General features: G+C 46.1%; 10 protein-coding genes. 7 read left to right on the top strand and 3 right to left on the bottom strand.

Features of this window, described 5'->3' with window-relative positions:
- The first annotated feature begins 42 nt into the window (after positions 1 to 42).
- Entirely contained in the window at positions 43 to 4,203 is a 4,161-nt protein-coding gene (locus LZG74_RS03760) for a carbohydrate-binding protein (RefSeq protein WP_233795267.1), read from the top strand.
- A gap of 77 nt (positions 4,204 to 4,280) precedes the next feature.
- Here LZG74_RS03760 and LZG74_RS03755 read toward each other — a convergent pair whose 3' ends face one another.
- Positions 4,281 to 5,294 (bottom strand): GlxA family transcriptional regulator, encoded by a 1,014-nt coding sequence (locus tag LZG74_RS03755; protein WP_233795266.1) that lies wholly within the window; start codon positions 5,292 to 5,294, stop codon positions 4,281 to 4,283.
- 231 nt (positions 5,295 to 5,525) lie between these two features.
- On the opposite strand from LZG74_RS03755, the gene LZG74_RS03750 reads away from it, so the two are divergent.
- The gene (locus tag LZG74_RS03750; RefSeq protein ID WP_233795265.1) at positions 5,526 to 6,023 is read left to right on the top strand and encodes a DUF1579 domain-containing protein; all 498 of its coding nucleotides are present in this window, start codon (positions 5,526 to 5,528) and stop codon (positions 6,021 to 6,023) included.
- A gap of 156 nt (positions 6,024 to 6,179) precedes the next feature.
- Complete coding sequence (locus tag LZG74_RS03745; protein WP_233795264.1) at positions 6,180 to 7,343, top strand: M23 family metallopeptidase; 1,164 nt, start codon at positions 6,180 to 6,182, stop codon at positions 7,341 to 7,343.
- Between the two features lie 73 nt (positions 7,344 to 7,416).
- On the opposite strand, the gene LZG74_RS03740 is transcribed toward LZG74_RS03745, so the two are convergent.
- The gene (locus LZG74_RS03740) at positions 7,417 to 7,821 is read right to left on the bottom strand and encodes a hypothetical protein (RefSeq protein ID WP_233795263.1); all 405 of its coding nucleotides are present in this window, start codon (positions 7,819 to 7,821) and stop codon (positions 7,417 to 7,419) included.
- A gap of 201 nt (positions 7,822 to 8,022) precedes the next feature.
- Here LZG74_RS03740 and LZG74_RS03735 point away from each other — a divergent pair, with 201 nt between their 5' ends.
- The 3 genes from LZG74_RS03735 (at position 8,023) to LZG74_RS03725 (ending at position 11,389) form a co-directional block, all read left to right on the top strand.
- Positions 8,023 to 9,951: a sensor histidine kinase gene (locus LZG74_RS03735; RefSeq protein ID WP_233795262.1), complete on the top strand. Its 1,929-nt coding sequence runs from the start codon at positions 8,023 to 8,025 to the stop codon at positions 9,949 to 9,951.
- 44 nt (positions 9,952 to 9,995) lie between these two features.
- Entirely contained in the window at positions 9,996 to 10,613 is a 618-nt protein-coding gene (locus LZG74_RS03730) for a response regulator transcription factor (RefSeq protein WP_026630505.1), read from the top strand.
- 68 nt (positions 10,614 to 10,681) lie between these two features.
- The gene (locus LZG74_RS03725; RefSeq protein ID WP_233795261.1) at positions 10,682 to 11,389 is read left to right on the top strand and encodes a hypothetical protein; all 708 of its coding nucleotides are present in this window, start codon (positions 10,682 to 10,684) and stop codon (positions 11,387 to 11,389) included.
- A gap of 45 nt (positions 11,390 to 11,434) precedes the next feature.
- On the opposite strand, the gene LZG74_RS03720 is transcribed toward LZG74_RS03725, so the two are convergent.
- Positions 11,435 to 12,889 (bottom strand): arylsulfatase, encoded by a 1,455-nt coding sequence (locus tag LZG74_RS03720; RefSeq protein WP_233795260.1) that lies wholly within the window; start codon positions 12,887 to 12,889, stop codon positions 11,435 to 11,437.
- A gap of 346 nt (positions 12,890 to 13,235) precedes the next feature.
- On the opposite strand from LZG74_RS03720, the gene LZG74_RS03715 reads away from it, so the two are divergent.
- The gene (locus LZG74_RS03715; protein WP_233795259.1) at positions 13,236 to 14,294 is read left to right on the top strand and encodes a LacI family DNA-binding transcriptional regulator; all 1,059 of its coding nucleotides are present in this window, start codon (positions 13,236 to 13,238) and stop codon (positions 14,292 to 14,294) included.
- Positions 14,295 to 14,309: the final 15 nt, after the last annotated feature.

The raw sequence follows: 14,309 nt of genomic DNA, 5'->3' as shown, positions 1-14,309 counted from the left end.
TAAACAAATTGTATCTTCCGACGAAAATTATACCCGTCACGAATGAAAAAAATTTTACTCTCCTATTTTCTATTTGCTTCTTTTCTAATTCAGGCACAGTCCTATAAAGCACTTCCCGGAAGAGTAGAAGCAGAAGACTATGCAGCCATGAACTCAGTAGGCACTGAGGCGACCTCAGATGCCGATGGCGGTCAAAATGTGGGATGGATCCAGGATGGCAGCTGGATGGATTATAGCGTTACTGCCACAGTTGCAGGCTACTACACGTTTCGTTTCAGAGTTGCCAACGGATACAGTCCGGAAGCTGCCCTTTCCCTGAAATCTGCTAATGGCGATAAGCTAGGTCAACGTGTTCTGCCACAGACGGGCGGAATGCAAAATTATCACACCGTAAACTTTGTAGTATTCCTTCCGCAAGGCAATCAAACATTAAGAGTATATGCCGAGAAAGGCGGTTTCAACCTAAACTGGTTCGAAGCTGCGGCGTCCCGTAATGTTTCGGGAAGGATTGAAGCGGAAGATTTTGATGCGGTAAGCGATGTCAGAACCGAAACAACGTCCGATACAGACGGAAACCTGAATGTCGGTTATATTGACGACGGCGATTTTTTGGATTACAACATTAATCTTGCAGGCGGCACTTACACGGCCAATTTCCGGATTGCCAATAGTTATGGATCAGGTATAATTGAGATTAAAAACGCAGCCGGAACATTACTAGGGCAACTGAATGTACCTCAAACAGGCGGCTGGCAAAATTGGGCCACCATATCTACACAATTAACTTTACCATCCGGAAGCCAGGTTATTCACCTCGCAACTCCTCAGGGCGCGTTCAACTTTAATTGGTTTGAGCTTGTTCCCCAAGCGGCGGCAGCCAGCGGCACGGCGTTACCAGCAAAAATTGAGGCTGAAAGTTTCGATGCTTCCAATAATGTAGGAACTGAAACAACTGCTGACGATGGCGGCGGTGAAAATGTGGGCTGGATCCAGGAAGACAGCTGGATGGAATACCAGATAAACACTGCTGAATCAGGTATTTACACAATGAGTTACCGCGTATCGAATGGTTACAGCCCCGAAGCTTCCTTTGCCCTTAAAAAAAGTGATGGAACGGAATTGGGCAGAACCACGGTGCCACAAACCGGGGGAATGCAGGTTTACAAAACAGTAAATATGCTGGTTTCACTTCCGGCTGGAAACGAGACATTGAGGGTGCAGGCGCTGAAAACCGGCTGGAATTTCAACTGGTTCGAAGCCAAGGCATCGCGCCCGCTGGCAGGCAAAATGGAAGCAGAAACTTTCGACCTATCCAGCGACGTGCGTCTGGAATCAACAACCGACACGGATGGCGGTACGACCGTTGGCTACATTGACGATGGCGACTGGCTTGATTACAATGTGAAAATCGCAGCAGCCGGTGCTTATACGATCGGGTTTCGGGTTTCCAACAGTTATGGCAATGGCAACATTGAAATCAAAAATGGCGCAGGCACTGTCTTGGGCAGCATTAATGTCCCTCAAACAGGTGGCTGGAACAACTATAACACGATCCGCACAACTGTGAATCTTCCGGCAGGAAGTCAGATCTTGCGCATTCATGCAAATCGCGGCGCGTTCAATCTGAACTGGTTTGAGATTTCGGCTGGCTCGGTTCAGGAACAATCGACGATTACATTCAACGAAATAGGCGATAAAGGCTTGGAGATAGGAACATTTGATCTGGCAGCCAGCAGCAATAATAATGAGTCGCCAATCACGTTCACGTCTTCCAACACTGCAGTAGCAACCGTTTCCAATGCAACGGGTTCCTGGAAAGCAACACTTGTTGGTGCTGGTCAGACTACGATAACAGCTTCGCAATCGGGCAGTGAGCATTTCCTGGCCGCAGAAAATGTAAGCAGGAACTTAACAGTAACCGGACAATCCAATCCAACGAATCCGACTGCCGGGGCGAAAATTACATTAGATCCGAAACGCTGGTACCAGGTAACCAATGCAACGACTGGCCTGGACAAACTGTTTGACGGCGACACGCAAACGGAAGTTTTGACGGGCTGGGGAAAAGTTGTCAACTATTACGATGCATATTATCCGCTTCTGGATGGCGAGCAAATAACACTCGAAGGTGTCAAATTCTTTGACTATGTGGGTTCGACAGTTGATCGCCCAATGATTTTGTCGGTCATAAATGATCAATGGCAGCGGATTCCTGTTGCTACGTTTACCGGAACCGTATATAATGGATGGGTAGGCCCCTATCCTGACCGGGCTTCGAACAACCAATTCAACCTGGATGCACCCGTTTCTAACATTCGTTATCTCGTTTTGACTCTTCCTGACGTCCTTCCTACCGAAATAGAATTTTACGGAAGTCATACGCCCGCAGCACCTTCCAATGGCCCTACCCGCGCCAAGAATATCAGATTGAAAGACATGATGGGTGTTAACGGTTACGAGTGGAACTTTCAGGACGGCGCGCATATTGAATCGCTCGTAGAACCAAAAGTGACGGCAGCGAAAAGTTTTTCAGGATTCCGTCACTATATGGACTGGGAAAAACTGGAAGCCGATGAGGGCGTATTTTCTTTTAACCCTACGCGCAGCGGAAGCTGGAATTATGACCTTATTTATCAAAGGCTGAAACAGGAAAATATCGAAGTGCTCGCTTGCTTGAAAACATTGCCGCCATGGATGCTGCAATCGTATCCGGAAAATGAGAGAGATTCTGAAAATGTGCCTGTACGCTATGGAAAAGACTTTAAAGATCCGCTTTCTTATATTGAGCAGGCCAAAGTTGCATTCCAGTATGTAGCCCGTTATGGCAGCAATTTGAATGTTGATCCAAGCTTGCTGAGTGTATCGACGATTCCACGCTGGACCAATGATCCGCCTAATGAGGTGAAAATCGGCATGAATCTGATCAAATACATTGAATGTGATAACGAACGGGATAAATGGTGGAAAGGCCGCAAAGGTTATCAGACAGCCCGCGAATATGCGGCTAATATGTCCGCATTTTATGATGGCCACAAGAATACGATGGGAACCGCTGTTGGCGTGAAAAATGCTGACCCGAATATGAAAGTGGTCATTGCCGGAATGGTAACGGGGCCTGATTATCTCAGGGGAATGGTGGATTGGTGCAAAGAATTTAGAGGTTACCGTGCGGATGGAAGTGTGAATCTGTGCTGGGATGTTGTGAACTTCCACCTTTATACGGATGATGCCTCATCCAGCCAGGGTGGAAATTCGACCCGCGGAGCTGCGCCGGAGGTGACCAATGCCAATGTTATCCTTGACAATTTTGTAAAGGCATCAAGAGAAGTTTCTCAGGATATGCCCGTCTGGATTACAGAAGCCGGTTATGACCTGCATCAGAGCAGCCCGCTCAAAGCCATCCCGATCGGCAATAAATCAGCGCAGCAAACTCAGGCCGACTGGATTTTGAGGACTTCGCTTTTCTCCGCCAGACACGGAATTGAAAAAGTTTTCTTTTATCAAATGTATGATGACAATCCTGCTTACGACTGGATGTTTGGAACATCGGGCATGATCAACGACGATTTCTCACGCAGACCTGTCACAGATTATTTTATCCAGACCAAAAACCTTTTCGGTGATTATGTTTACAAAGAGACCATTCACGCCGACCCGGTTGTAGACCGTTATGAATTGAATGGCAAGTCACTGTTTATCCTTGCTGTGCCTGATGAAGTGGGCCGCACAGCCGAATACACGCTTAATCTGGGAGAATCCGGGATTGCAAAAGTCTACACGCCGACCGCAGGAAGCGACTATATGGCTGTGCAGGAAAAAGGCATCGTGGATGGAAAAGTGACAGTTACTGTTACCGAAACTCCGATTTTCGTAATCGCTTCAAACGCCCCTAATGCGCGGACCGCCGCAGCGCCTGCTCCTGAATTAACCCCGGAACCGCCCTTGCACGAAGATGTAAATGTTTTCCCAAATCCTGCAACAGACTTTGTAAACGTTGAGTTGGCGAATGAAAGCAGTGCAAATGTTGAAGTGAAGGTTTTTGATGCAAAAACAGGGAGACTATACAAAAATGACGTTGTAAACAAGTCTGCAAACAAGCTATCTCACAAACTGAACCTGACGCATATGCCCATCGGCGCTTATATTATTGAAGTGAAGCAGGGAAACCAAAGCACATTTCGAAAAGTAGCAAAAGTGCATTGAGGAACCATTAGTACATGGAGGCATTCTTGTAACGCGCCTGGGATTCAACATTGAAGTTAATCCCAGGCATTTTTGGTTTAATTCAAATAATGCGCTGTGCCGCGATTTGCCATGCGGCTGCCATCGAGTTTTGAAATGTTGAATTTGTCCCGGTATTCCTTTGGCGTAACGCCCGTGCTTTTTTTAAACAGCTGCCGAAACGATTTCAGGTCATTATAACCTGAGTTCAACATTACTTCCAGGACACTCTGATCCGTTTGCGCCAGCAGTTTTTTGGCAGCTTCTATGCGCGTTCGCTGCAAATATTCGATGGGCGTAACGCCAACCGCCTGCTTGAAACGGCGAACTACATTGCGCCTGCTGGCCGGAATGTCCTGGATAAGGGTTTCAATCGTGCTTCCTTCCTGGTATTCCTTTTCAATTTTTTGCTGCGCCATATTCACCAAACCATCACCATGATCCAATGATGGGGAAAATGTCCCAAAATAGGTCTGCTGCTCACGGTCCATATCAATTGCAAACATTTTTGCCGTACGCAATGTCAGTTCCTTTCCGCAAAACCGCTGGATGAGATACAGCATTAAATGAAAGCTGCTTGTTGCGCCGCCACTTGTGTAAATGCCCTTATCGTCGGTCACAACCGCATCACTTTTCATGATCACGTCCGGGAAGTTAGACGCTAGCGCCATGGCGGAATCAATGTGCGTCGTAGCCTCTTTCCCATTGAGTAACCCCGCAGCGGCCAGTAAAAATGCGCCTGTACAAAAGCTCGCTATCTCGGCCCCGTTTTGATACTGTTCCCAAAGCCATGGGATACAGATTTGATTCTTTGCAATGGACGATTTCAGGTCGCCAGCACCGAATGCAGGCACCAAAATCAGATTTTGCTGCGTGGCGGAAGTGACTGAACTGATCTCATAAGCCCCATAAAACTGAGACGGGGAAGCTTCGGGAGAATAAAGATTAATATTGAAAAACGGAGCTCCGTGCTCGCGTTCATAAAACATGTTTGCCGATTCGAAAACATCCAGAATAGCCGCTACACTTAGCAAACGATGCTTATTGGTAATCAAAAGACCTAACTGTATCATTGTTATAGCGATTTAAAGCAAAATGCCCGACAATATAATATTATTTTGTCTCAAATGCCCCTATTTGCTGATTTTAAAAGTCATAAATTATGAATGATACCCATATTTTTGTCATAAATAATAGCATTAAATTGACATATGATGAAGTGTAATTCGGGATCCAGCGCACATTTGTCGGGTTTAAATGCTATTCGTGTTAATCCGTGCATCCGTGGCTAAAAACAAAAAACAATGAGCAAATCAAAATTTGAAACTTCCCTGGAATCAGGCGTCCATAATCAATTGCAATCCCTGATCGGAACCTGGAAAGGGACCACCAAAACCTGGTTCGAGCCAGGCGTAGTAGCAGATGAGTCGCCCATGGAAGGAACGATCCGCCCTATACTGGGAGGCAGATTTGTCATGCACGAATACAAAGGCTCCTTAACCGACAAGCCCTTCGAAGGCATCGCTATTTACGGTTTCGACATTCAGAACAACAAATTGCAATCGGCCTGGATCGACAGCTTCCATATGGGCACAGGCATCATGTTATCCAGCGGCGCTCCCCAGGCCTCCGACTTTTCAGTCCTCGGCAGTTACGGCGGCCCGGAAATCCCCGAACCATGGGGCTGGCGCACCGTAATCGAGCTCCTCGACAACGATAATCTTATCATCACAGCCTACAACATTTCCCCCGAAGGCCAGGAAGACAAAGCAACAGAGACCGTTTATAAGCGGGTTGGGTAGCTGAATCGAATTGTTGCATGGGTAGAAAAGTTTGTTGAATGAATGATACTGCCGGATAATATAGGGAGGCTGATTTACAACTGGTCAATCCACTTTTCCAATGGCACGAATTTGTTAACTATCGGGAAATAGGTCAATGCCGTTATCCCCATAAGCATGTTTGTTCGCTTTATACTATTTCTGGCTATCATAGCCTTCGCCGTTTCCTGTAAGCCGGTGCCGGTTTCGCATTGGTTTCCTGTAACGCCGCGGGAACATTATGAGAAGGAGCTATATAAGGCCAAAATGGAGAAGACTGCGGCTGGCCAAACGTGGTTCAGCGTTGGTGAAGCTGTGCTGAATGATTCGGTGTTTTCTAATGTGCCCTATCAGGAGCGCTTTTATCTGGGCGATTCTGTCCCGGCGCAGGCAATCCGTTTGAACATTCCGGAGGGAAGGAAATTAGTCATCACGCCTTCGCGGGAGCCTAGCGACACGTCTGCACATTTCTTCATGGAACTTTATAAAATCAAGCGCAACGGCAAACCGCAGCGACTCGACTACATTAGAGACAAGACACAATCATTGACCTATATCAACAACGACTCCGACACTTTACTTCTGCGCTTGCAAACCGGCCTGAACGAGCAAACGGCCGTTTCGCTCTCACTAACCACTGAACCTGCATTAGGCTTCCCGGTTTCCGGGCATAGCATGTCGTCTGTAATCAGTTTCTGGGGAGCCGATCGCGACGGGGGTGTGCGCTCTCATGAGGGGATTGACATCCGGGCCAAACGCGGAACGCCGGTCGTTGCGGCGCAAAATGGCTTCGTAACGCAAACAGGAACCAATAATCTCGGTGGAAAAGTCGTGTTTCTCTCTTCTATGAGCAGCCCATACTCCCTATATTATGCGCATTTGGACAGTCAGCTGGTTTCGGTTGGTGAGCGCGTTGTGGTTGGAGATACACTTGGATTGGTTGGAAACACGGGAAATGCGATTACCACTGCGCCACATTTGCACTTCGGTATTTATGCACGTGGTGCAGGGGCCGTTAATCCGTTACCATTCATAGACAATCGAAAAGAAAAAATTGCCGGTCTGCCCCAGCGCTCGCGCTGGCTTGGCGATACGGTCCGCATTCGGCGTAAAGCCAATTTGTACGCTTCACCGCAGTTTGAAAAGTCCGGTCAGATTGCTTCCCTGTCCGCTAATACATTGGTTAGGATATTGGGTGAAATGGCAAAAGGTTTCAGAGTCGAAACAGAAGACGGAACAAAAGGATATATCCCTAACGTGCCACTGGAAGCCTATCCGAAAGAGATCTCTTCAATTAAATAACAAAATCCGGCACAGATAACTGGTATATCTGTGCCGGATTTTTATTTCATGGCTATACTAAATGAGGGGGGCACTATTGCTTGTCAGCGATCATTTCAATTTCCTGGTTTTCAAAAACTACAAAAATGTTCAGCTTATTGGATTTTACACTGCCCACTTTTTCGGTGCCCTCGTAAATGTCAATTCCCGTGCTTCCCGAATTTTTAAGATTTAATGTTCCCAGATCCTCATCAGGTTCAGAAACGCCGTCAATCTTCGCTTTCATTTTTGCAGTTACCACTTCGGCAGAGAACTTGTCGAGCTGAACCGTTATTACTGCTCCATTCAATGGCGTTTTAACGCCGTCCACATTCAGCTCGGTAACCTTATAAGTGCCCGCAACCTGCGCAGCCAGTTCGGGTGCAGGATCTTTGTCTTTGTCCTTTTCGCAGGCAAAAAACAATGTACTCAGGAATAAAATCAGGAAAATCTTTTTCATGGCTGTTTTAATTAATGTTTGAATAAATAAATGTCATAAAATGTCCTTTTTGACCCGACAAAGGTAGATCGGTTCAAGCCCGCCAATCAATCCTCTGAAAGTAGGATTTTCGAAAAATCATGCTTTTAGAGGATATTATTGAAAGGTTTTATTTAGGAATTTTACACCCGTAATTTTCAAGTCAAAACTCCTCCACGATCGATGAAATTAGTTTTTACGACGGCTTTATTCATTCTTATTTATGCTCATGTAAGCGCGCAAAGCGGCGATGCAAATGCGATTTTAAAGAAGATCAGGGAGAGTAAGGAGGATACAAACCGCGTGCTGGCTTACATTGAATATGGTAATCTGCTCGAAAACCAGAACATCGACAGCGCCGGCAAATATTATCTCAAAGCAGAAGCATTAAGTCAAAAGCTGGATTATAACATTGGAAAATTCAAATTCCGCTCCAACTACACTTATATACTGAACCTGCAAGGCAAGTTTGAGCAAGGACTTAAATTGAATAAGGAGAGCCTGAAAATTGCAACAGACATGAAACACCAGGTGAACATTGGTAAAAGTCTGGCCAATATTGCCACCAGTTACGTCTATATGGGCAATTTTACCGAAGCTATTAAATATTACCAACGCTCAGCGGATCAGTTTGAAAAGCTGGGAATGAAGGAATTTTTGCCCAGACTTTACATCAGCATAGGCTCCGCATTTGAGCACGCCAATCTTTTCAATAAATCATTGGTATACAAACAAAAAGCATTGCAGCTCGCCCGCCCAATGAAGGACAGCCTGCAACTGGCCGACATCCTGACCAACCTTGGCGGCAACTATTTCAATTTGAAGCGCTATAAAGAAGGTTTGGCAGTTTATACTGAGGGACTTGCGGTGGCTCAAAAAATCAAATCGGACATTTTCATTGTACAAGCTTACGGCGGGCTTTGCCGGGTGAACCGGGGGCTGAAAAAGTTGGACATTGCCCGGGAATATGGAGAAAAAGGATTGGCCCTGGCCAGAAAAACTGGCAATGTATTTCTGGAAATGGAGTGCCTGCGAGCGCTAATGTTCGTTGCAGAGGATTATAATGACACTGCCCTATCCGCCAAATACACCCAGGAGGCGCTCAAAATTGCAGAAGCTAATAAAATGACAGATCATTTGGTGGAATTATACGAGGACTACGCAACCGATCTGGCGCGGGAAAACGACTATAAAGGCGCCTATGATTATCTGATGAAATACAACATTATGAATGATTCAATCCAGGGTCTTGACGTGCAAAAACAATTACAGGAACTGGACACAAAGTATCTGACGGCTCAAAAAGAAAAGCAGATCGTAACATTAGAAAAGGAAAAACAAACCCGCAACACACTAATTTACAGCCTTATAGGAGGATTTATCGCATTCATCATTATAGCAGTTTTGATTTACAGGAACATTGCGATCCGCAAGCGGATTGCTGAGCAGGAGGTCTTACAATTACAACAGGAAAAACAGCTGGTAGCCACAAACTCGATTTTGAAGGGCCAGGAAGAGGAACGCACCCGCGTAGCCAGGGACTTGCACGACGGTCTCGGCGGATTATTATCTGGTATTAAATTAACTTTAAATTCCGTGAAAGGAAATGTAATTCTTCCCGAGGAAAGCGCTATGACCTTTACCCGGGCAATCACACAACTGGATGGCGCCATCAGCGAAATGCGCCGCGTAGCACACAGCATGATGCCCGAAACGCTGGTCAGGTTTGGCCTGATCGAAGCCCTCAGCGATTTCTGCGAAGGGATCAGCGCGTCCGGACAGTTAAAAGTAACAATGCAGGACTTCGGCTTCGAAGAGCGTCTCGATTCATCCATCGAAATCGTGCTCTACCGCGTCGTACAGGAGCTTTTGAACAATGTCCTTAAATATGCCGAGGCGACCGAAGCGCAGGTGCAGCTTACCAGGATAGGCAGCAATGTAAACCTTACCGTGGAAGATAATGGTAAAGGTTTTGATGTCAAGAGCCTGGAAACCAGCAAAGGCGCTGGATTCAGGAATGTTCAGGCACGGGTGGATTATCTCAATGGTAAGCTTGACATTCAATCAAAGCCCGAAGAAGGCACGTCGGTGCTGGTAGAAATTGAAGTATAAAGTGCTTTTAGCAAAAAGAACGTAACCCAAATTTGCCTCAACTTATGAGCACCAAAATCCTGATTGTAGATGACCACCCAATGGTGTTGGAAGGCCTGAAATCCCTTTTGTCTGAAAGTGAAGGCATATCAGTCGTAGGCACTGCCTCTAATGCCATCGATGCCATTGCATTTCTAAAATCCAACGAAGTGGATATCGCTTTTCTGGACATTAACCTGCCCGATATCAGCGGTATTGAGCTTTGTAAGAAGGTTAAGGATCAATTCCCGGAAGTGAAGACGCTTGCATTGAGCACATTTAGTGAACGCGCTTACGTGTCGCGCATGATCCAGAATGGGGCTTCGGGATATCTCATTAAAAGTTCCAGCAAAGAAGAGATCCTGGAAGCGATTCAGCAAGTGCAAGCCGGTGGCTATTTTATGAATGTCAATTTCGATCAGGCCGCAGCAACGCCAACACCCAAAACAATCCCATTCCTGACCCGCCGCGAAAAAGAGGTCCTTCTCCTCATCGCCGAAGGTCTCACCAACCCCCAAATCGCCGACAAACTCTTCATCAGCGTAACCACCGTAAACAGCCACCGCCAAAACCTGTTAATGAAATTCGAAGTCTCCAACACAGCCTCGCTTATTAAACTTGCGGCTGGGCTGGGGTTGATTTAAGGAAAAGTCATTTTAGACGTATACTGGCAAGGATTTTTTATTCCTGTTAAGAATATTTATCCTTCCATATGATCAAAACGATTTACTACTTCTTATGTGCATTAACTTTTTCAGCGACGAGTTCTTTTGCGCAGCTTACTATTTTTAATGTTTCCTCGTCTGAGATTACGGAAAAGAATAAGCTTAGTTTTCAGCAGCAATTTGAAATCCAAGACGTTATTAATTCCACAACCACTGCAACTTACGGGCTTGGTAAATTTTGGGAAGTGGGGGTCAATGTGTTTAATGTAAATTATGAACGGGCTTCACATCACTTTGTCCGCAACGATTCCAGTGTAGTTGAACCTTATGCGCCTTTGCTTCTCGTCAATACGCAGAAGTTATTTAAGATCAACAAAGTGCTGGGAATCGGAATTGGGGGATTGATCGGGACAAATCTTGCCCATAAGAAGCATTTGGTTTATTTTACATATACCAATCTTGCGGCATCGCTTGCAGGTGATCATTATAAATTAGCAGCCGGCGGCTATCTGGCAAACAATGGCTACCTGGGTGAAGGCCCGATCGAGGGTGTGCAGCTGGGACTGGACGCCGGCATTTGGTATGAAAAAATACATTTACTCGCCGACTGGCTTTCCGGCACGCATTCCAAGGGCCAGCTTTCCACAGGCGTCGGCATCTATTTTCTGAAACATTTACCCGTATCCGTTGGCTGGCAACGCTCCAACGCCGACGGCTCCCAAGGCTGGGTCCTGCAAGTGACTTACGTTCCCTGAATTTATTTAACGTAATGAAAACGGCATTGAATAATGCTCAGCTTGTCACTCATTCGTCACCAGGCTCCCAAACGGAAACAACGCAGACGAAACGTGTGCTTTGTTCATGATCTGGCCTAGCTCTTTTGCTTTTTCGGGGAATTGAGGGGTTAGGTTTGTGGTTTCACCTGGATCTTTGGAGAGGTCGTAGAGTTCCACCAATGCATCCGGGTTCCCGGCAGCTTTTAACCTGATGGCTTTCCAGTTTCCTTGCCGCACAGCCTGCCTGCCGCCTTGTTCGTGGAATTCCCAATATAAATAATCGTGCTTTTTCTGGGTAGGCTTGCCTTTTAGTGCATCTGTGAAGGAAATGCCGTCAATGTTTCGCGGCGTTTGTGCCTGGGCGAGTTCGGTGAAGGTGGGCAGAATGTCCCAGAATGCGCCTATAAAATCACTTTTCGAACCCGGTTTGATTACGCCCGGCCAGCGTGCGGCGAACGGCTCCCTAACCCCACCCTCGTACAAATCACGCTTTACACCCCGGAAACCGCCACTGCTTCTGAAAAATTTGGGATCAGCACCGCCTTCAACATGCGGACCATTGTCGCTCGTGAATATGACAAGCGTATTCTTATCGAGTCCTTTTTCTTTTAATTTATCCAAAACCTGCCCCACATAAAGATCCAGACGCGTCACCATGGCAGCGAATGTGGCGCGGGGAAATTCCTGAGACGTATACCCGCCACTTTTTGCATTGGAGCCATAATCTGCGCCACGGTGAAATTTCTCTTCAAACTTGCCTTTATATGATTGAAAAATACTGTCGTCAGGCACAATCAGCTCTGCGTGAGGCAGAATATATGGCAGGAACAGGAAAAACGGGTGTTTACCATCCCTGGTATCCATAAAATCCAATGCCTTTTTCTGGATCAGGTCGGGTGCGTATTCCTTGTTATATAGCAGATCTTTGTTTGCCTCAAGAACAACTTTTTTAGCATTGTCCCAAAGATGGTCCGGGTAGTAGCGATGCGCCAGGCTTTGGCAATTGTAGCCGTAGAACTGATTAAAACCCTGTTTGTTAGGATCTCCCTCGGAGCCGACTGGCCCAAGCCCCCATTTACCAAATGCACCGGTGACGTAACCGGCTTTTTGCAAAATTTCGGCAACGGTCAACACGGAATCTGCGATGGGCTGCTGTCCTTCGGGTAAAACGGATTTATTTCCTCTGATATAGGTATGCCCGGTATGCTGACCGGTCAACAAGGAAGATCGGGAAGGTGCGCAGACGGAAGTTCCTGCATAAAATTGATTGAAAATCATCCCTTCTCGGGCCAGCCGGTCAATGTTGGGGGTTCTGATGAGTTTTTGTCCGTTAAACCCGACGTCGCCATAACCTAGGTCATCGGCGAGGATGAAAATGATATTTGGACGAACTGTTTTTGTAGCTGGTGTCTGGGCTTGTAAATGCGCTCCCGGGAATAAAACTAGCAAGCAGTAAAACAGTGCAATAACGTTTTTCATTATTTACTCCTATATTTGATATACTCCAAAAGACATTGCAACCGCTGGAATACTTGAAAATCGGCGGCTATCTTTGCCCTGATACCCTACGACAGCACAGACGACCGGCATGAATTGACAACCACCGAAAATCCCGGCAAGTCGGACCTGAGCTGTCTCATAGGGTATCAGGGTTCAATAACATCTATCCTGAATGCGACCTTGAAAGTATAATCTACTTACTTGATAGACAAAATAAAGATATTAAAATCAAACAAACAACAGGCGAAAGCAATAATACTTAATCAGCAGGTAGATTTTTTGAAATAAAACTTCTTTGCACATCTACCAATAGTTAACTTCCCGGATGGAGAAAGACAATACTTATTTCGGCGTGAAGGAAATCGCGCGGCGGGCCAATGTTTCGATTGCAACAGTAGACAGGGTCATTCACAACCGCACCGGCGTTTCTGAAAAAACCAAAAAGAAGATAAATGAGATCATTAAAGAACTTGATTATCAACCTAATATATTAGCAAGCCGGCTGGCTTCACGGAAAATCATTTCCCTGGCTGTGCTGCTTCCGAAGGTTTCTGCCGAGACAGACTTCTGGGAGGCGCCGCTTAAAGGGATCGTCCGGGCGCAGCAGGAGATCAAGAAATATGGCGTTCAGGTGAGCACATTTCTTTTTGATTTAAATGACCATAATTCTTTCAACGAACAGACGAAATTAATTCTGGCGGGCACTTTTCACGGCGTTTTGCTTGCTCCTTCCTTCGTAGAGGAAGCGCGGGAGTTTGCCGCTGAATGTACCAAACTGAAAATCCCGTTTGCCTTCATCGATTCCGACATTCCGGACCAGGATAACCTGACCTATATCGGCCCTCATTTATTCCAAAGTGGTTATGTAGGGGCCAAATTGCTGACTTACCGCTTAAAAAAAAATCACAAAGTGCTGGTTGTCAATATTTCGAAAGACACGGATACTTACAATTATTTGCAGATCGAAGAGGGTTTCAGGTCTTATTTCAAAGATCATAACTTGCCCGGTGAGATCATTCGGATGGACATTAAGGATACGGATAACCTTTCCGTGACAAGAGACCTGAAACGCATGCTGCACACGCACGAGCATATTGAGGCTATTTTTGTAACCAATTCACGCGTTTCCGCCGTGGCTTCCTTTCTCGAAAAAGACAATCGAAAAGACATTTCTTTAATTGGCTATGATTTCCTTAAAGAGAATATTCGCTTTTTGAATGAAGGGTTGATTGATTTTCTGATCTGCCACAAACCTGAGGAGCAGGGTTACCGGGGGTTAATGGCCTTATATCAAACTTTGGTGCTCGGCGCGCCTGTTGAAAAAATGCATTTTATGCCGATTGACATCATTACAAAAGAGAACCAGGCATTTTATCAGAATTGATCGCTATTCAGCCAA

Source organism: Dyadobacter sp. CY327 (assembly GCF_021390415.1).
GTDB classification, from domain to species: Bacteria; Bacteroidota; Bacteroidia; order Cytophagales; family Spirosomataceae; genus Dyadobacter; species Dyadobacter chenhuakuii.
Note: the sequence above shows the minus strand (reverse complement) of the source record. Positions and strands in the feature narration are given on the sequence as shown.